Here is a 20,260-nt window from a genome sequence, read left to right as displayed (position 1 = left end):
AACTCTCCATAAAAAGAAATTTGATTAGCTCAAATTGTTTTGCTGGCATCATGTTTGATGTCCAAAATTTTGTTTCGTTCACTAACTCAAGGTTAGCTAGTAAAAACTTTATTGATTACGTTTTGCTTGTTCAGTTTTCAAGGTTCATTAATCTTTGTTTTAAGCATCACCTCTTGGCGACTCACTAATAATATCAAGAATCTAAAACCATGTCAACACTTTCTCAAAAATAATTAATAGTTTTTTAAAATCTATTATTATTCTTCTACACCACTTTGTTCAGAGGATTAGTTAGCCTTGAATCAACATTTCATTTCACCTCCTATAGAGATAAGAGACTTCTGTAGCTGACGCTTTGCTTTCGCTACAAAAGACATTGTAACTGCTGTTTCACTTACGTTACATAAAACATTTCTGAAAGAAGTTAAATTATTTCAAAGAGATCATTTTTTCTAGTTCACTTCGTTTATTTAAAATATCAATTTTCTCGTACTTAGCTAGAGGTTAAAGTCTTTGTTGATACTTTAGTTTTATCACCTAAATAATTTATCGGTCGAATAAAAATAAAAAAGGCGAACGCCAATGTTAATGGGTTGCCCTTCTAACTATTATAAATCCGTTATAATACGTGAAATATAGAAAGTACGATTTTTACCTAAATCAAATATCTCTCCTGAATGACATAATTTGATAAGTGGTCGGGTTGGTGCAAATTTATTTACAAACATTACTTCGCCTTGTTCCAGATTAGATAATTCAACTATTGTTCCTATAGGAAGGTCGGCAACAATATCTATTAGTGCACGAACTACTTTAATATCAAACTTTCCAAATTCAGATTCATTAATCATCTCTATGACTCTAAAGGAAGATTGCTTCGTTCTATACACTCGCTCACATGTCATTGCATGGAATACATCTGCAACAGCGATGATTTGAGCGAAAGTAGAAATATTTGCGATTTTTTCCCCTTTCGGATAGCCACTACCATTTAAACGCTCATGGTGCTGGAAAATAGCCTCTTTCATTGTATCCTTTAAGATCGTTAAATCTTTGACCATATTATAGCTATAAATCGGATGCTTATAAATTTCATTAAACTCTTCCTCTGTTAAGGTTGTTTTTTTATCGCGGATACGTGGATGAACTTTTGCCATTCCACAATCAGCTAGCAACCCTCCAATTGCAACTTGTATTGTAATTCCTTTATCATAGCCTAATTTTTGTGTAATTACGGAAGAAATCAATGCTGTTGCTACACAATGATGGTACAAATAGTCTTTGGGATTTGAATACTCATTTAAATCAAAAATTATTGTACGATCTTCTAAAACCATTTCTAATAATGGCAAAATAATTTTACGTGCTTTCGTAATATCTACCTTTGCACCAGCTTCCCAATTTTTAAATTCCCTTTTGAATTGTTCAATAGAATTGTCATAAATCTTTTTAAAAGATGGAATAGCCTCTATTGGAACAACTAATTCTGTTTCTTTTATCTCTGATTGAGCCTCTATACCATCTTTATAAACTGGGACTCTCGATATATTAAAAGCAAAAAAAACTGGTAAATGTTCATGGGAAATTATCGTGTTTTTAAAAATTATTGGATATTGTGTATTAGCAAAAATATCTTCAGAAATTACTTTTCCAACACGTAACTCTGAAATAGGGATATGTATAGTTTCCACGTAATTAACTCCTCTTCACTATTTCACTTATAAGGTTAATTTTATTTTATCATGGAATTCAAAATAATTACTTATTTTTCATGATTTATGCTAAAAAACCGATGAACGGCAACACTAGCTGTCGTCATCGGTCTTTTATCATTCTTCTACTTGATCATTTTCTTCATTAGATTCTTCGTTAGATTCTTCTTCTTTTTCAACCTTCGCTACAGTTGCTACAAGCTCGTCATCACCTAAACGGATTAAACGAACTCCCTGTGTACTACGACCAATTAAAGAGATATCATTCACATCCATACGGATTAGCATGCCATTAATTGTAATAAGCATTAAATCTTCTGAACCATCAACAGTTTTTACAGCTACCATTGGACCGTTTTTATCAGTGATTTGAATTGTTTTTAATCCTACACCACCACGGCTCTGTAAACGATATTCTTCTTCAGAAGTACGTTTACCGTAACCTTTTGCTGTAACAACTAAAATTTCCTCTCCTGGTTCAACGATTTCCATACCAACTACTTCGTCACCATCACGTAGTTTAATACCTCGTACACCACCTGCAGTACGGCCCATTGAACGAATATCCTCTTCTTGGAAACGTACAAGCATTCCATCACGAGTACCGATAATCACTTGTTTATCTCCATCTGTTAAACGAACAGAAATAAGATCATCGTCTTCTCGTAAACTTATAGCTATTAAGCCGTTTGTTCGGATGTTAGCAAATTGAGATACTGGTGTACGCTTTGTAATGCCTGTTTTAGTAGTGAAGATAAAGTATGCATCTTCATCAAATGAACCAACACGGATCATTGCTGTTACTTTCTCACCTTTTTCAATATTGAGTAAGTTAACAATCGGTAATCCTTTCGCTGTACGGCCAAATTCCGGAATCTCATAACCTTTTGCTCTAAATACTTTTCCTTTTGTAGTGAAGAACAAAATTGTATCGTGTGTAGATGTATTCATAAGATGCTCTACAAAATCATCTTCATTTGTGCCCATACCTTGTACACCACGACCACCACGTTTTTGACTACGATATGTATTCGCAGCTAAACGTTTGATATAGCCATTGTGCGTTAAAGTTATAACCGAATTTTCGACTGGGATTAAATCCTCGTCCTCAATCATTTCTAAACCACCAGATGTTATTTCAGTGCGGCGTATATCGTTAAAACGATCTTTTAGTTCGACTATTTCAGTACGAATAATATCAACAATTTTAGCCTCATCCGCTAAAATCGCTTTTAATTCAGCAATTAATATTTGAAGCTCTTGATATTCTGCTTCAATTTTTTCACGCTCTAATCCACTTAAACGAACTAAACGCATATCTAAAATCGCTTGCGCCTGACGTTCAGATAAATTAAATCGTTCCATTAATTGTGGTTTTGCTTCATCACCGCTTCGCGAACCACGGATAATAGCAATAATTTCGTCGATATGATCAAGGGCAATACGTAAGCCCTCTAAAATATGCGCACGATCTTCTGCTTTTCTTAAGTCAAATTCCGTACGACGGCGAATAATAACCTTTTGGTGCTCTAAATAATGATGCAGCATTTCTTTTAAGCCCATTACTTTAGGCTGACCATTTACTAATGACAGCATATTAATACCGAAGCTCGACTGCATTGCCGTTTGTTTATATAAATTATTTAAAACTACATTGGCATTTGCATCTTTGCGAACTTCGATGACTACTCGCATACCACGTCGGTCAGACTCATCGCGTAGGTTTGTAATACCATCAATTTTTTTATCGCGTACAAGCTCTGCTATTTTTTCAATAAGCTTAGCTTTATTGACCTGGTATGGTAATTCATGAATAAGAATCGTCTCTTTACCATTTGATTTCTGTTCAATCTCTACCTTTGCACGAATAATGATCGAGCCACGACCTGTTTCGTAGGCACGGCGAATACCGCTACGGCCCAAAATTAATCCACCAGTTGGGAAATCAGGTCCTGGGATAATCTCCATCAATTCTTCCGTTGTAATAGCTGGATTTTCAGAAAGTGCAATCACGGCATCTATCGTTTCACCAAGTTGATGTGGCGGAATATTTGTCGCCATACCAACCGCAATTCCTGCCGCTCCATTTACTAATAAGTTTGGATAGCGACTAGGAAGGACAATAGGTTCCTTTTCTGAACCATCATAGTTATCTGTATAGTCAATTGTGTCTTTATTTATATCGCGAAGCATTTCCATCGCTATACGAGACATACGCGATTCCGTATAACGCATCGCTGCCGCTCCGTCACCATCAACAGATCCAAAGTTACCATGACCATCGACTAGCATGTAACGATAGCTGAAATCTTGCGCCATACGTACCATTGCATCATAGATGGATGAGTCACCATGTGGGTGGTATTTACCCATTACGTCCCCAACGATACGTGCTGATTTTTTGTACGCTTTATCTGCTGTATTCCCTAGCTCTTGCATGCCATATAAAATACGGCGATGTACAGGCTTCAATCCATCTCGTACGTCTGGTAATGCACGAGAAACGATTACACTCATCGCATAATCGAGGAAGGATGTTTCAATTTCTTTTGTTATATTAACTCCTTTAACACCGGAGCGTTCTTGTTCTGACAAAGTGTAGACCTCCTCTCAAGAAAAATTAAATATCTAAATTAGCGTATACAGCATTTTCTTCGATAAATTGACGACGCGGTTCAACTTCATCGCCCATTAAACGCTCAAATGCTTGGTTTGCTTTAATTGCATCATCTAATTCTACTTGTAACAATGTGCGGTGCTCAGGATCCATGGTAGTTTCCCAAAGCTGCTCTGCATTCATTTCCCCAAGACCTTTGTAGCGCTGTATATTTGGTTTTGGCATTTTTGGTAGTCGTTCTAAAATTTCTTTTAATGTTTCTTCATCATAGCAATATTCGACATGCTTACCTTGCTTAACTTGATAAAGAGGTGGCTGTGCAATATAAATATAACCTGCCTCTACAAGAGGTCGAAGGAAACGGAAGAAGAATGTTAGTAGTAATGTGCGAATGTGGGCACCATCGACGTCGGCATCTGTCATAATAACAATCTTATGATAACGAGCCTTTTCTAAAGTAAACTCTTCTCCAATACCTGTGCCGAATGCTGTAATCATCGCACGAATTTCTGCATTCGATAAAATTTTATCTAAACGTGCTTTTTCGACGTTAAGGATTTTACCACGTAACGGTAAAATTGCTTGGAAGTGTCGATCACGTCCAGATTTCGCAGATCCTCCGGCAGAGTCACCCTCAACGATATAAATTTCGCATTCGGCTGGATTTGTTGAAGAACAGTCAGCTAATTTACCTGGCAAGCTTGATACTTCAAGTGCACTTTTACGACGTGTAAATTCACGTGCTTTTTTAGCAGCTACACGTGCACGAGCAGCCATTAAACCTTTTTCAACAACTTTACGAGCGACAGTTGGATTTTCTAACATAAATCGTTCAAAACCATCTGAGAACAAGGAGTTAGTAATTTGGCTAACTTCAGAGTTACCAAGTTTTGTTTTTGTTTGTCCTTCAAATTGTGGATCAGGATGCTTAACTGAAACAATAGCTGTTAACCCTTCACGAACATCCTCACCAGTAAGGTTTGCATCTGATTCTTTTAATAACCCATTTTTTCGCGCGTAATCATTAATAACACGTGTTAGAGCCGTTTTAAAACCAGATTCATGTGTACCGCCTTCATACGTATTAATGTTATTAGCAAATGAAAAGATATTAGAAGAGAATCCAGCATTATATTGCATAGCAATTTCAACTGAAATACCATCCTTTTCTCCAAGAACATCTATTGGATCATGGATTGGCTCTTTAGTTTGATTCAAATGCTCAACATAAGAACGAATACCACCTTCATAATGATACGTAGTAGAACGTTCCTCACCTTCGCGTTCATCAGCAATTGTAATCCTAATACCGCGATTCAAATAAGCTAATTCACGAATACGGTGTGCTAAAATATCATATTCATAAACAGTCGTTTCTTTAAATATTTCAGGGTCTGCTTTAAAACGTGTAGTTGTTCCATTATGATCTGAATCACCGATAACCGTTAGCTCTTGCACAGTTTTCCCACGTTCAAATTTAATTTCATGAATATGACCCTCACGATGAACTTGAACGATCGTCTCAATTGATAAAGCATTTACAACAGATGCCCCTACACCATGAAGACCACCAGAAACTTTGTATCCTCCACCGCCGAACTTACCGCCAGCATGGAGCACTGTCATAATAACTTCAACAGCAGGCTTACCCATTTTCTCTTGAATACTTACTGGAATACCACGACCATTGTCTTCTACACGAATCCAATTGTCTTTTTCTATCGTTACTTTTATATCTGTACAAAATCCTGCAAGAGCTTCATCAATACTATTATCAACAATTTCCCATACTAAATGGTGAAGCCCTTTAGAGCTTGTTGAACCGATATACATCCCTGGTCTTTTACGTACCGCTTCTAAACCTTCTAATACCTGTATCTGATCGGCTTCATAAGCTTGATTTTGTAAACCTTCGTTCTCTATAGCCACGGCTTTCATCTACTCCTTCATAACATCATTGTGTGTAAATGAATGAACAGTCAACCGAGCTGACTATTACCATTCTTTTGTAATCTAAAAAACTCCCGGGCTAACTTTCTTCAATCGCGCCTTGTTTCACGTGAAACAGCTGTGCATGCTCCATCGTTTCATGGTGAATTCCATCAACACTTGTAGTCGTAACAAAGGTTTGAACTTCACCTTGAATGGTATTTAATAAATGCGATTGGCGATAATCGTCGAGTTCTGACAATACATCATCTAAAAGTAGTATGGGTGTTTCATTTGTTTCTTGTTTAATTAACTCGATCTCAGCAAGTTTTAATGAAAGAGCGGTTGTACGTTGCTGTCCTTGTGAACCATATGTCTGAACATCATAGCTATTTACCAAAAACTGCAAATCATCTCGGTGTGGACCAACTAGTGTTACACCCCGATCAAATTCACGCGGCTTAGCTTCTATTAGCTTTTTATGCAAGAAGTCTTCAATTTCACTGGAAGTATGTTCTTTTTCAATACCAGCAACTGTGCGGTATTTAATAACTAATGTTTCCTTCCCTTGTGAAATACCTGCGTGAATTGGCTCTGCCCACTCCTGCAATAAATCCATAAATTGAAATCTTTTTCGAATAATTTGGGTAGCTGCGTGAATATATTGTTCATTATAAACCTCGTACATCACGTCATCTGGCATTGCTTTCCCTTGATTCATCTTTAAAAAGTGGTTACGTTGCTTTAAAACTTTTTGGAAAGTTAATAAATCATGTAAATAAACAGGCGAAATTTGCCCAATCTCCATATCAATAAAACGTCGTCGTATTTGCGGACTTCCCTTTACGACATTTAAATCTTCGGGTGCAAACATCACGACATTCATTTGACCAATATAATGACTTAGGCGACTTTGTTCTATGTGATTTATCTTACCTTTTTTGCCTTTTTTCGTAATCGTAAGTTCAATCGGTAAAATACCATGCCTTTTTTGAACGGCCCCTTCTATTTTACCATAGTCTGAATCCCAACGTATTAATTCTTTATCGTTCGTCGTGCGGTGGGATTTAGCCATCGCCAATACGTAAATAGATTCCATAACATTTGTTTTTCCTTGAGCATTTTCACCAATGAAAACATTAATTTTTGGAGAGAAGTTTAAAGCTAAGGCATCATAGTTACGGTAATTTGTAAGTTTTAATTGCTCTATATGCATAATCTACTGCCCAGCGGTACCAACGATACGAAATCGACCACATCCAGGAATATTTACAATGTCACCGTCACGTAATTTACGACCGCGGCGATCATCTATTTCTCCATTTACATATACATCATTTTCGTGTAAAAACCACTTGGCCATACCACCAGAGCTAATGGCATCAGTCATTTTTAAAAGTTGCCCTAATGTGACAAACTCTATATCAATTTCAATGTCCTTCATAGCTGAGTTCCCCTCCAAATACAGATCGTCTATCTCTCTATCATACCTAAAAATTCACCATAAGTAAAAAAAGATAGCCGCAATTAGCGACTATCAGTACATTTTTCAAGGTCCTTTGAGTTTGAAATGATGGAGTTTATTCTCTCCAACAAAAATTATTTACTTCTTTCACTGATTCCGGACACAATTTGGCCTCGATTTAATTGATTTTTTAATACGTACGCACAGGTAAAATCAATTGTAAAATAGCATCGTCATGAACAGAACGTAAAATAAATGGTCTCATTGCCCCTGTGAATTGAATGACTACTTCTTGACCATCAATTGCTTTTAGTGCTTCCATCATGTATTTCGCACTGAAAGAAATTTTTAAGTTCTCCCCTTCTAATGACTCAACAGGAATTTCCTCTTGTACTTTACCGATTTCTGGAGAGTTAGAAGAAACTTCGACAGCTTGATTATCTAAAATCTCAAAACGTACAACATTGTTACGATCGCCACGAGCAACAAGAGATGCACGATCGATTGCTTGTAATAATGATTTACCATTAATCGTTAGATTTGTTTGGTACTCTTCTGGAATTAAACGTGATGTATCTGGGTAGTTACCTTCAAGTAAACGAGAGAAGAATAATACTTCTCCTGTTTTAAATAATACTTGCTGACTTGTTATAACAATTTGTACAAGATTTGTAGAATCCTCTAAAACTTTATTTAACTCATTTAAGCTTTTACCAGGAATTACAACACTATGTTCAACCTCAGGTAAATTTTCCAGTTGAACTTTACGTCTTGCCAAACGGTGGCTATCTGTTGCAACACAGATTAATGTTTCATTTTTTATCTGCCAGTTTACACCTGTCAACACCGGTCTGCTTTCTGAAGTGGCAACAGCGAATACTGTTTCACGGATAATTGATTTTAATAGATCTGCAGGAATAGTAAATTTTTGATCTTCTGTTAATTCGGGTAATAAAGGATATTCAGTAGCATCAGAGCCAATTAAGTGGAATTCAGATTTACCTGAACGGATATGAGTTTGGAAACCAGTTGTTACTTGAATTTCAACCTCATTTGTTGGTAACTTACGTACAATTTCATTGAACATACGAGCTTGTACAACAATTGATCCTGTTTCTGTTATATGAATTATTTGTTGGCCATCTTCTTCAACTGGAATAAATGTTTGAATTGTAATATCAGCATCACTACCTGTTAAGCGAATACCCTCATCTGTTACATCAATTTTTATCCCCGTTAAAATCGGTATAGTCGTTTTTGAACTTACGGCTTTCATGACATCATTTAAACCCTCTAATAAACGGTCACGTAAAATATCAAATTTCATTCGTTTTCCCTCACATATTTATATTATTTATTTATATAAAATAAAAAAGATATAGTAATAGGTCCTGTGGATTTGTGGATAAGTGCTTCCAAGTGAATAAAATCAGTCTATCCACATGTAGATAGACTGTGTATAAGTTTGTGTTTAAATGTTTGTGTTGTCCACAACATTATTTCCCTAACATGCTTCGAATTTGTTTAATATCTTGCTGTAGCTGAACGTCATTTTTCAACATAGAAGATATTTTTTCGTGAGCATGGATAACAGTAGTATGGTCACGTCCACCAAATTCTTCGCCAATTTTCGGCAGCGAAAAATCTGTTAATTCGCGAGATAAAAACATGGCGACTTGACGCGGGAAGGCAATTAACTTCGTACGTTTTTTCGCGACAAAATCCTCTAAACGAATGTTAAAGTGCTCTCCTACTGCATTTTGAATGTCTAATATCGTGACAGTTCGCGGCTTTGAATTAGGGATAATATCCTTTAATGCTTCAGCAGCCAAAGTTGCATTAATATCCTTGTTAACTAGTGATGAATAGGCAACGACGCGAATAAGCGCACCTTCAAGCTCCCGGATATTGGAGTCAATCTGGTTCGCAATATAGAGCATGACTTCATTTGGCACTTCTAGGCCATCAGCCTTTGCTTTTTTTCGAAGAATGGCGATACGAGTTTCCAAATCAGGGGGCGCAATATCTGTAATTAGTCCCCATTCGAATCGAGAACGTAAACGATCTTCCAAGGTCGGTATTTCCTTAGGAGGACGGTCACTAGAAATAACAATTTGTTTCGATTCTTCATGCAATGTATTAAAAGTATGGAAAAATTCTTCTTGAGTTGATTCTTTTCCAGCTAGAAATTGAATATCATCAATTAGCAGTACATCTACATTGCGATATTTATTGCGGAAATCAAGTGCCTTATTATCTCGAATTGAGTTAATAAATTCATTTGTAAATTTTTCAGATGATAAATATACCACCTTTGCATTTGGATTATGTTCAAGTACATAATGACCAATCGCATGCATTAAGTGTGTTTTGCCAAGCCCTACTCCCCCATAGATAAAAAATGGGTTATAAGCCTTCGCAGGCGCTTCTGCGACAGCTAGCGAGGCAGCATGTGCAAAGCGGTTACCAGAGCCAATAACAAATGTATCAAAAGTATATTTCGGGTTTAACATACCTGGTGAAATATCATGATGATCGTCATTTTTTGCTTGGATAATCGGCGCTGGTAAATCAAAATCGTCCGAATCCTGGTTTTTTTGAACAACAAACTTAATAAGCAAGTCTTCGCCTGTAAGCTCCGTTAATATACCTGTAATCAAATGAATATAATGATTTTCAAGCCAGTCTCGAGCAAACGAATTTGGCGCAGCAATTGTCACAGTAGAACCACTACCATTGTAGGAAAGTAGTTTAGTAGACTTTAGCCACGTTTCGAAGCTTGGTTTAGAAATTTTTTGTTCAACTTGAGCCAGGACATTATTCCATAGTTCTTCTAAATGTTCCAAGCTGCTAATCTCCTTTTCAGTTCAATACAATTAAAAGCGCATTTATAGAAACGGTAAATACGTTCATTTTACAACTAGTCCACAAACTCACAAGTTGTGGATAAAAGTTAACCAAAGGCTGTGATAAAAATTATCCACAGCATATCAACAGTTGTGGATAAAATTAAAGTTCATTTCAGTTTTCAACAAAGTGAAGCACAGATATCGTATCAGAAAAACAAAGCTATTTCAATAGTTTGTGAAACTTATCCACATACCTTTCATTTATGCACTTCCAAGTTGTCCACAAGGTCTGCGTATGTGAAAAAGGTGTAGATAAGTGTTGTGGATAAAAAAATATGCAAAAAATACTATACACAACTCTGTGTAAAAAAAACAAGTACTCTGTGGATAATTTATTTTTATTTAGCAGAAGATGATCGAAATAAAAAATAGACATAGATTTGCGTAAATATAGAAATTTATAAAATTCATTGACAAAATAACTAGTTACTTTATATAATATTCAAGTCTGTATGTTGAAAAATTCAACTCATCCAGGAGGTGTCTATATAAATGAAACGTACTTACCAACCAAAAAAACGTAAGCACAGCAAAGTTCACGGTTTCCGCGCACGTATGAGCACGAAAAACGGTCGCAAAGTTCTTGCTGCTCGCCGTCGTAAAGGAAGAAAAGTATTATCAGCATAAAATAAGTCCACTGAGACACATCAGTGGTCTTTTTTTTCTTTATTTTTGGTAAACCTAAAAATGAGGATTAAAGGATAATTATCGAGTAGCAGGTGAAAGTAATGAAAAAACGCCAACGAGTGAAAAAAAACGATGATTTTCAAAAGGTGTTTAAAAAGGGTAAATCTTTCGCTAATCGTCAGTTTGTCGTATATTTTTTAGAAAAAGAGGGACAAGCGGAATTTCGTATAGGATTATCGGTTAGTAAAAAGCTTGGGAATGCAGTAACACGCAACCAAATCAAACGCTATATTCGACAAAGTATTCATGAATTAAAGGATGAACTAAAGCCGAATATGGACTATGTTATTATCGCCAGACAACCGGCGGCCACGATGGATTTTCATGAAGTAAAACAAAGTTTGCAGCATGTGCTACGAATCGCAAAAGTATTGAAGAAAGCCTAATATGGATGGCAACCAAAGTGGTGAGATAGAATAGTTTAGTTTCTGCGCGAAAGTGAAGCCAATGTAAATACGTATAAGGGTATTTTAAAATCGGATTTTCACTGCAATATATGAATTATTAGTAACATTACTTAGCAAATATGTGCCCGTTGTTAGAATATTTAGTAGAGTGAAACGATATATGCATGATAAAATAACTGATAACTTTATTCAGTTGCAGGAAACTGTAATTGTCTAAAGAAGAGAATGCATATAGTTTTAGAAAAAGTGAATAGTATTTGTAGGGGGAAAAAGGTTGAAGAAACAACTTTGGGTAATTTTGTCGCTAGCATCAGTAGCATTACTACTATCTGGTTGTACAGAATTTAAAGAACCAATCTCCAAAGAAAGCACAGGCTTCTGGAATGAATTCATTGTTTGGCCTTTAGTGTCAGCGATTAAATACTTTGCTGAGTTGCTCGGTTCATATGCATGGGGGATCATTGTTGTAACGATTATCATTCGTTTAGCAATTCTTCCATTGATGATTAAACAAACAAAGAGCTCTAAGAAAATGCAAGAAATTCAGCCAAAATTGAAGGAATTGCAAAAGAAGTATGCTTCTAAGGATGCACAGACACAGCAACAGTATCAAAAAGAGATGATGCAACTTATGAGTGAGTCTGGTGTCAATCCACTTGCTGGATGTTTACCTGTATTCATTCAAATGCCAATTTTAATTGGTTTCTACCATGCGATTAGTCGTATGAATGCTACACCTGCTTTTGATTTAGGGAATTTCTTTATTTTCCCGTTAGCAGAAACTGCACCGACACTAGCAATTACGGCTGGTTTAATGCAATTTATCGTTTTACGTACGGGCCCAGCGATGGATAACCCACAAATGAAAATAATGATGTACATTATGCCATTTATGATTATTGCTTTCGGTATGGCATTACCAGCAGCATTATCACTATACTGGGTAATCGGTAACATTATTTCGATTGCTCAAAACCTGTTTATTTACAAACCTTGGGAAAAAAATAAAACACAACCTGCTCAAAATGGAGGGGCTAAAAAGTGAAACAACATACGCAAATAGGCGCAACAACACAAGAAGCGATCTCATTGGCGTTACAGAAACTTGGCAAAACCCGTGAACAAGTAGATGTTGAAGTTTTACAAGAAGGTAAAAAAGGATTTTTAGGTTTTGGTGCACGATCTGCAGAAGTTCGTGTAACAGTAAAGGAAGTACAGGTTCGATCAACAATTGAAGTAGAAGAAGCTGAACAGCAAAATACGACTCAATTTGTCGAACCAACAGTAATAGATGATGTTGAAACAATAAGTTCACAAGTTTCTGAACAACCAAGTGATATCGAAACTGTTCAACAAATCGTAGAGGAACAAAAAGAGGAAGAAGAAACCTCGATAAACCCAATTGAAGATGCAAAGACTTATTTAGTAAATATTGCTGAACAATTGGGTATTCATGATCTTGAGATTGAAACGACACGTGAAGGGAAATATGTATTATTTCAACTGAAAAGCGAGAAAGCTGCACTGCTTATAGGGAAACGTGGTCAAACATTAAATTCCCTACAGCAATTAACACATCTTGTGTTAAATAAAAGTGCCAAGCAGTTCTTAATGGTGAAATTAGACGTAGAAAACTATCGTGAACGTCGTCAAGAAGCTTTAGAATTACTAGCAGATCGTATGGCGGATAAAGCACTTCGCTTAAATCAGCGTGTGACATTTGAGCCAATGCAGTCGTACGAGAGAAAAGTTATTCATAATCAATTGGCAAATCGCCTTGATATTGAAACATATTCAGAAGGAACGGAGCCTAATCGTTATTTAGTTATTGAACCTGTAAAGAACGGCTAAACTTCGTAAAAAACATACAGACAAAAATAAAAAGTCATTTTATCGTCATGATAAAATGACTTTTTTTATGTTGTTGAAAAACTAGATGGTTAAGGGATTTTTATGAATGTTGTGGTGTCTCAGATGAGGGTAATTTCCGTTCCAGGTTACTTGCTTGTCGCTGACGCTTCGCTGACGCTTCGCTTTCGCTCAGAGTAAGGCTTCCTCCGCTGCGCTCCGTGCAGGGTCTTGCCTGTCTCGCTTTCTCACGGGAGTCGAGTAGCCTTCCACTCCAATTCGCGATAGTGTAGAACTTTTATAAGTTTTATTATTCAATTCTAAAGTGAACACTATATCTATTCACCATAATCGAAAAGAAAAGACTTATACCTGTAACATGAATTACACAACATTTATTATTACTGCCGCTTCGCTTTCGCAAAGATAAACAATGCTGAAGTTTTCGTTTTATTACTATAAATTTTGAGTGACCTGCCAGAAGATATCTGCCAGGGGAAGTAGTTGATTGGAGTGGAGACTGAGCGACTCCTCGGGGCTCATCGGACGCCCCCCAGGAAAGCGCTCAGTCGGAACGGAAATCAACCCCTCATTTTGCCGAAAAGCATACTTTATTCATTGGCACGATATTTTTAAAATCAAGTGTGAACGCTTTAGCATTTGTAGCCTTTGTCGAAATACGGGCTATAATGTAGAGCTTTCTGATTATCCACAATTGGAAATTATCCTTACTTTAGATTTTGCAGAAAATATGTTAGTCTAAGGTGTTAGTAAGTATTGGTCGGTTTTATTTATCCACATGTGGATAACGTTAAGGAGGTCATTAAATGGAGTTCGATACAATTGCTGCGATATCCACACCTATGGGTGAAGGAGCTATTGCTATTGTTCGTTTAAGTGGGGACGAAGCAGTCGCGATTGCAGATAAAATATTCAGATCGCCTGGTGGTAAAAGTTTAACAACGAAGGCTTCACATACAATTCATTATGGACATTTGGTTGATCCAAAAACAGATGAGATTGTAGAGGAAGTAATGCTGTCATTAATGCGTGGGCCTAAAACATTCACTCGTGAGGATGTAATAGAAATTAACTGTCACGGGGGACTAGTTTCGGTGAACCGTGTATTAAAGCTAGCATTAACAAATGGAGCAAGACTCGCAGAGCCAGGTGAATTTACAAAACGCGCATTCTTAAATGGACGTATCGATTTATCACAGGCTGAGGCAGTGATGGATTTAATAAGAGCAAAAACTGATAGAGCGATGAATGTTGCGTTGGGACAAATGGATGGCAAATTATCGCGTTTAATTGGTGACTTACGCCAAGCATTACTAGAGACATTAGCACAAGTAGAGGTTAATATAGATTATCCGGAGTATGATGATGTAGAAGAGATGACGGTACCAGTATTAGTAGAAAAATGTACATGGGTACGAAATGAAATTATTAAACTTTTGCAAACATCTTCTCAGGGAAAAATATTACGAGAGGGTCTATCAACTGTTATTTTAGGCCGCCCAAACGTTGGGAAATCTTCTCTTTTAAATAGCTTAGTACAGGAGAACAAGGCTATTGTGACAGATATAGCTGGTACAACTCGTGATATTATAGAAGAGTACGTGAATGTACGTGGTGTTCCGCTTCGTTTAGTCGATACAGCTGGTATTCGAGAGACAGAGGATATCGTCGAACGAATTGGTGTTGAACGTTCACGTGAGGCGTTGCGTGGCGCAGATTTAATTTTATTTGTTTTAAACTACGCAGAGGAATTGACTGCCGAGGATGAACGTCTATTCGAAACAATTCAAGCGATGGATTACATCGTTATTGTCAATAAAACAGATCTACCGCAAAAAATAGATATAGCTCGTGTCAAAGAGCTAGCAGGCAATCATCGCATTGTGACAACTTCTCTTTTACAGGAAGAGGGCATCGCAGAGCTAGAGGAAGCAATTGCCGCGCTATTCTTTGAAGGGCAAATTGAAGCGGGCGATTTAACATATGTTTCAAATGCAAGACATATAGCATTACTTCATCAAGCACAAGCAACGGTCGAGGATGCATTAGCTGGAGCACAAGCTGGTGTACCTGTTGATATGGTGCAAATAGATGTTACTAGAACTTGGGAAATACTTGGGGAAATTATCGGCGACACAGTACAAGAAAGCCTAATCAATCAGTTATTTTCACAGTTCTGCTTAGGAAAATAATTTTACTAAAGAAAGGAAGATACGAGCTATGCCAACAAATTATGAGGCAGGCACGTTTGATGTTATCGTAATTGGCGCAGGTCACGCAGGTTCTGAAGCTGCACATGCTGCTGCCAAAATGGGTGCTAACACACTGATGTTAACAATCAATGTAGATATGATTGCATTTATGCCATGCAATCCTTCCATTGGTGGTCCTGCCAAAGGAATCGTAGTACGAGAAATTGACGCATTAGGTGGCGTCATGGGGAAAGTTATTGATAAAACGCATATTCAAATGCGGATGTTAAATACAGGGAAAGGCCCTGCTGTGCGTGCATTACGTGCACAAGCGGACAAAGTTTTATACCAACAAGAAATGAAACGTGTGTTGGAGGAAACTGAAAATTTAACAATTCACCAAGGAATGGTGGAAGAGCTAATCATTGAAAACGGGGAAGTAAAAGGTGTTATTACACAAATTGGTGCTATTTATCGCGCTAAAACAGTTGTTATCACAACAGGTACATTCCTTCGTGGTGAAATCATTATTGGTGACGTAAAATATTCAAGTGGTCCTAATAACCAACAACCGTCAATTCGTTTAGCTGATAACTTAAAAGAGCTTGGTTTTGACCTTGTGCGTTTTAAAACAGGTACACCACCACGAGTGAATAACCGAACAATTGATTATGATAAAACAGAGATTCAACCAGGAGATGATGTTCCACGTGCATTCAGCTTTGAAACAACTGAATTCATCATGGATCAGCTACCTTGCTGGTTAACTTATACAAGCCTAGAAACACATGAAATTATCGAGGAGAACTTACATCTTTCACCGATGTATTCAGGGATGATTAAAGGTACGGGTCCACGTTATTGCCCTTCTATTGAAGACAAGGTTGTGCGATTTAACGATAAACCGCGCCATCAAATTTTCTTAGAGCCAGAAGGTCGCAATACACGTGAAGTATATGTACAAGGTTTATCAACTAGCCTACCAGAGCATGTGCAAACGCGTTTACTAAAATCAATTCCAGGCTTAGAAAAAGCAGAAATGATGCGTGCTGGTTATGCTATTGAGTATGATGCGATTGTGCCAACACAATTGTGGCCAACTTTAGAAACAAAACGTATTAAAGGTTTATATACAGCTGGTCAAATTAATGGAACATCAGGTTACGAGGAAGCGGCTGCTCAAGGCTTAATGGCTGGGATAAATGCTGCTGCTAATGTGCTTGGTAAACAAGAATTAACTTTAAGCCGCTCGGATGCTTATATTGGCGTATTAATTGATGATTTAGTAACTAAAGGAACAAATGAACCGTATCGCTTATTAACATCTCGTGCAGAATATCGTTTACTACTTCGTCATGATAACGCTGATTTACGTTTGGTAGAGCTAGGTTATAATATAGGAATGATTACTGAAGGAAGATATGCAGCATTCAATGAGAAAAAAGAGCTGATTGAAAACGAAATTGCACGTCTCCGTGAAGTGATTATTAAACCAAATGAAGCAACACAAGCTACTATTCGCTCTGTAGGTGGTAGTGAGCTAAAAGATGGTATCCGTGGAGCAGATTTATTAAAACGTACAGAAATGCATTATGCGTTAATTTCTTCGTTAATTCCAGCAGACATAGAGTTTTCGGATGAAGTGAAGGAACAAATTGAAATTCAGCTTAAGTATGAAGGTTATATTGAAAAAGCATTGCAACAAGTTGAGAAGCTTCATAAAATGGAAAATAAAAAAATCCCTGAAAATATTGATTATGACGCTATTTCAGGTCTAGCAACAGAAGCTAGACAAAAATTAAAACAAGTTACACCACTTTCCATTGCCCAAGCATCGCGAATCTCTGGTGTAAACCCAGCAGATATTTCAATATTACTTGTTTATATTGAGCAAGGTAAAATTGCACGTGTCAGCGGCGAATAATTAACAACAGTAAAGTGAATAAGAGGCGGGCATACCTTTGTGCCCGCTTCCTATTTTTAAGGCTAGTCTTATTTTTATATAGTTGATTTGTAAATGGGAACGAGTACATGCTTACAAATCAAAAATAGGGATAGTAAAGCCAGTTAGAAAAAGGAGACTTTACATGAACGAACAACAATTTATCGAGGCTCTGAAGGAAAAGGGCATTGAACTTTCTGAAAAGCAGATGGCTCAATTCAAAAAATACTTTGAGTTACTTGTTGAGTGGAATGAAAAGATGAACTTAACTGCTATTACGGATTTAGAAGGAGTTTATTTAAAGCACTTTTATGATTCGATTAGTGCCTCTTTTTATTTTGATTTTTCAAAAGTGACGACAGTTTGTGATGTTGGAGCAGGTGCTGGTTTCCCAAGTATTCCAATTAAAATCTGCTTCCCACATTTACATGTAACAATTGTCGATTCTTTAAATAAAAGAATTACATTTTTAAATCATTTAAGTGATGAGTTACAATTAGATAATATGAATTTCGTACATGCCCGTGCAGAGGAATTTGCACAAAATGCGAAATATCGTGAACAGTTTGATGTTGTAACAGCTCGTGCGGTAGCCCGATTATCAGTCTTATCGGAGTTATGTGTACCACTAGCGAAGCAAGGTGGCTATTTTGTTGCTTTAAAAGCGGCAGCTGGTGCGGAAGAATTAAAAGATGCAAAAAAAGCATTGGCCACATTAGGGGTTGCACTAAAAGAAGAATTTTCTTTCCTACTACCTGTTGAAGAAAGTGACCGCATGTTATATATCTTTGATAAAATAAAAGGAACACCGAAAAAATACCCGCGAAAACCAGGTGTACCAAATAAAACACCAATACAATAATTAGTGTTTCATGTGAAACTTCTCAAAGTAGAAAATATTTTTTCTATTTTGAGCATACATACTAGTTATGGATGGTTCACGCAAATGACATCTACGAACTATATACATTTTAAGAAATATAATAAATAATAATAGAATGAAACAGAGCAAGATAGTTACTTAAAGGTGGTGCCACTTGGATGAAAAGTCCTTTTTCACGTTTTTTTGGAGGCGGAAATAAAACTGAGCCTATTGTGAAAAATGAAGTAGAACAAGCAGAGACGGTTCATGCAGCAGAAGAAGTTATAAAGCTGCCTATTGATCAAATTGTACCTAACCGTTTTCAGCCACGTACTATTTTTGATGATGAAAAAATTGAAGAATTATCAAGAACCATTCATACACATGGTGTAATTCAGCCAATTGTTGTACGTAAAACAGCAGAAAATCAATATGAAATCATTGCTGGTGAGCGTCGCTATCGAGCAATGAAGAAGCTACAATGGACAGAAGTCCCGGCAATTATAAGAAATTTAACTGATAAGGAAACAGCCTCTATCGCGTTAATCGAGAACCTACAACGTGAGGAATTAACAGCAATTGAAGAAGCTGTTGCCTATCAAAAATTATTAGAGCTTCATGAGCTGACACAAGAAGCTCTGGCCCAACGACTTGGAAAAGGACAATCCACGGTAGCCAATAAATTACGTTTACTAAAGCTTCCTGAAGAAGTGCAGCAAGCTATTTTGAAGCGTGAAATCTCTGAACGACATGCACGTGCATTAATTGCAATTAAAGATCGGCCATTACAGTTAGAAGTTTTACAACAAACGATTGAAAATGATTGGAATGTTCGCCAGTTAGAAGAACAGATTTATGTTTTATTACATCCGGAGGTAGTAACTCAAGAAGAAGCGGAGCCAAAGAAAGTAAAGCCGAAACGTAAGGCCATTAGTAAAGACGTACGCATTGCTTTAAATACGATTAAACAATCGTTATCTATGGTAACAAAGAGCGGTATAACAGTTAAGACCGAAGAAGAAGACACAGAGGAATATTATCAAATTACAGTGAAAATACCTAAAAAGAAAAAGTCTTAAGTAGTGATTGAAGTTATATTAGAAAAATAAAGAATTGGCTTTTATAGCATCATCAAAGGATGATATTTCTATAAGTTGATTGGAGTGGAGGATAAACGCCCCCAGGGAAGTATCCAGTCGGAACGAAAATCAACCTCGCGATATGATGATGAACTACTTATATATCTCTGTACGGAGGAGGCATCTCAGTAATAATTCTGGGAGATGTCTCCTTTTTTGCATATATTCTTAATATTTTATACAACTATTTTCTGTTTTTTTGATAGAATGAAAGTTAGATAGAGATATTTAACTTCTTTGGAGCAAGTGTTTTTTGTCACGAAAGTGAAACGGCAGTTACAGAAGTCTCTCACCTCTATAAGTGGTAAGATGAATGCGGGTCTAAGTTATTTTTCGCGGGTGGGGTGTCCAACCATCCGCTGAAATAGAGGAACTCAGTCTAAGAACGCCACGTCCTGTGGCAACGACTGAGAGACCAACATCTTGCTGCTGACGCTGCGTTAGCACTACGCTTTCGCGCAAAAAACATCTGTTGGCCCAAAACCTCCGGCGGATGTCACGGATTCGGAAAGGAGTTAATAAAGGATGTT

15 protein-coding genes are annotated in these 20,260 nt (G+C 36.9%); 8 read left to right on the top strand and 7 right to left on the bottom strand.

Annotated features, from left to right (window positions below; translation table 11 throughout):
• Window positions 1–608 precede the first annotated feature (608 nt).
• From ACIQZA_RS14615 to dnaA, 7 genes are all read right to left on the bottom strand, one after another.
• The gene (locus ACIQZA_RS14615; RefSeq protein WP_400937430.1) at window positions 609–1,691 is read right to left on the bottom strand and encodes an HD-GYP domain-containing protein; all 1,083 of its coding nucleotides are present in this window, start codon (window positions 1,689–1,691) and stop codon (window positions 609–611) included.
• Between the two features lie 138 nt (window positions 1,692–1,829).
• Complete coding sequence (gyrA, locus tag ACIQZA_RS14610) at window positions 1,830–4,307, bottom strand: DNA gyrase subunit A (protein WP_400937432.1); 2,478 nt, start codon at window positions 4,305–4,307, stop codon at window positions 1,830–1,832.
• A 25-nt stretch (window positions 4,308–4,332) separates the two neighbouring features.
• Window positions 4,333–6,267 carry a DNA topoisomerase (ATP-hydrolyzing) subunit B gene (gyrB, locus tag ACIQZA_RS14605; RefSeq protein ID WP_400937434.1) on the bottom strand — a complete coding sequence of 645 codons (1,935 nt, stop codon included), beginning with the start codon at window positions 6,265–6,267 and terminating at the stop codon, window positions 4,333–4,335.
• Window positions 6,268–6,358: 91 nt separating this feature from the next.
• Window positions 6,359–7,474, bottom strand: coding sequence for a DNA replication/repair protein RecF (gene recF / locus ACIQZA_RS14600; RefSeq protein ID WP_142510014.1), 1,116 nt, complete (start codon window positions 7,472–7,474; stop codon window positions 6,359–6,361).
• Between the two features lie 3 nt (window positions 7,475–7,477).
• On the bottom strand, window positions 7,478–7,702 hold the full coding sequence (gene yaaA, locus ACIQZA_RS14595; protein WP_402882020.1) for a S4 domain-containing protein YaaA: 225 nt from the start codon (window positions 7,700–7,702) through the stop codon (window positions 7,478–7,480).
• Between the two features lie 211 nt (window positions 7,703–7,913).
• Complete coding sequence (dnaN, locus tag ACIQZA_RS14590; protein WP_142510016.1) at window positions 7,914–9,050, bottom strand: DNA polymerase III subunit beta; 1,137 nt, start codon at window positions 9,048–9,050, stop codon at window positions 7,914–7,916.
• Between the two features lie 169 nt (window positions 9,051–9,219).
• Complete coding sequence (gene dnaA / locus ACIQZA_RS14585; protein WP_142510017.1) at window positions 9,220–10,569, bottom strand: chromosomal replication initiator protein DnaA; 1,350 nt, start codon at window positions 10,567–10,569, stop codon at window positions 9,220–9,222.
• A 555-nt stretch (window positions 10,570–11,124) separates the two neighbouring features.
• On the opposite strand from dnaA, the gene rpmH reads away from it, so the two are divergent.
• From rpmH to noc, 8 genes are all read left to right on the top strand, one after another.
• Complete coding sequence (rpmH, locus tag ACIQZA_RS14580) at window positions 11,125–11,259, top strand: 50S ribosomal protein L34 (RefSeq protein ID WP_004233310.1); 135 nt, start codon at window positions 11,125–11,127, stop codon at window positions 11,257–11,259.
• A gap of 101 nt (window positions 11,260–11,360) precedes the next feature.
• The gene (gene rnpA, locus ACIQZA_RS14575) at window positions 11,361–11,705 is read left to right on the top strand and encodes a ribonuclease P protein component (protein WP_132362481.1); all 345 of its coding nucleotides are present in this window, start codon (window positions 11,361–11,363) and stop codon (window positions 11,703–11,705) included.
• A 295-nt stretch (window positions 11,706–12,000) separates the two neighbouring features.
• Window positions 12,001–12,771, top strand: coding sequence for a membrane protein insertase YidC (yidC, locus tag ACIQZA_RS14570; protein WP_142510018.1), 771 nt, complete (start codon window positions 12,001–12,003; stop codon window positions 12,769–12,771).
• Window positions 12,768–13,577 (top strand): RNA-binding cell elongation regulator Jag/EloR, encoded by an 810-nt coding sequence (jag, locus tag ACIQZA_RS14565; RefSeq protein ID WP_402882018.1) that lies wholly within the window; start codon window positions 12,768–12,770, stop codon window positions 13,575–13,577. The genes yidC and jag overlap by 4 nt, the downstream gene beginning before the upstream one ends.
• A gap of 824 nt (window positions 13,578–14,401) precedes the next feature.
• Window positions 14,402–15,787, top strand: coding sequence for a tRNA uridine-5-carboxymethylaminomethyl(34) synthesis GTPase MnmE (gene mnmE / locus ACIQZA_RS14560; RefSeq protein WP_400937446.1), 1,386 nt, complete (start codon window positions 14,402–14,404; stop codon window positions 15,785–15,787).
• Between the two features lie 28 nt (window positions 15,788–15,815).
• Entirely contained in the window at window positions 15,816–17,711 is a 1,896-nt protein-coding gene (gene mnmG / locus ACIQZA_RS14555) for a tRNA uridine-5-carboxymethylaminomethyl(34) synthesis enzyme MnmG (protein ID WP_400937448.1), read from the top strand.
• A gap of 163 nt (window positions 17,712–17,874) precedes the next feature.
• Window positions 17,875–18,591: a 16S rRNA (guanine(527)-N(7))-methyltransferase RsmG gene (gene rsmG, locus ACIQZA_RS14550; RefSeq protein WP_402882017.1), complete on the top strand. Its 717-nt coding sequence runs from the start codon at window positions 17,875–17,877 to the stop codon at window positions 18,589–18,591.
• 179 nt (window positions 18,592–18,770) lie between these two features.
• Entirely contained in the window at window positions 18,771–19,670 is a 900-nt protein-coding gene (gene noc / locus ACIQZA_RS14545) for a nucleoid occlusion protein (protein WP_402882016.1), read from the top strand.
• Window positions 19,671–20,260 lie beyond the last annotated feature (590 nt).

The sequence above is a fragment of the Lysinibacillus sp. NPDC096382 genome (assembly GCF_044762845.1).
GTDB lineage: Bacteria > Bacillota > Bacilli > Bacillales_A > Planococcaceae > Lysinibacillus.
Note: the sequence above shows the minus strand (reverse complement) of the source record. Positions and strands in the feature narration are given on the sequence as shown.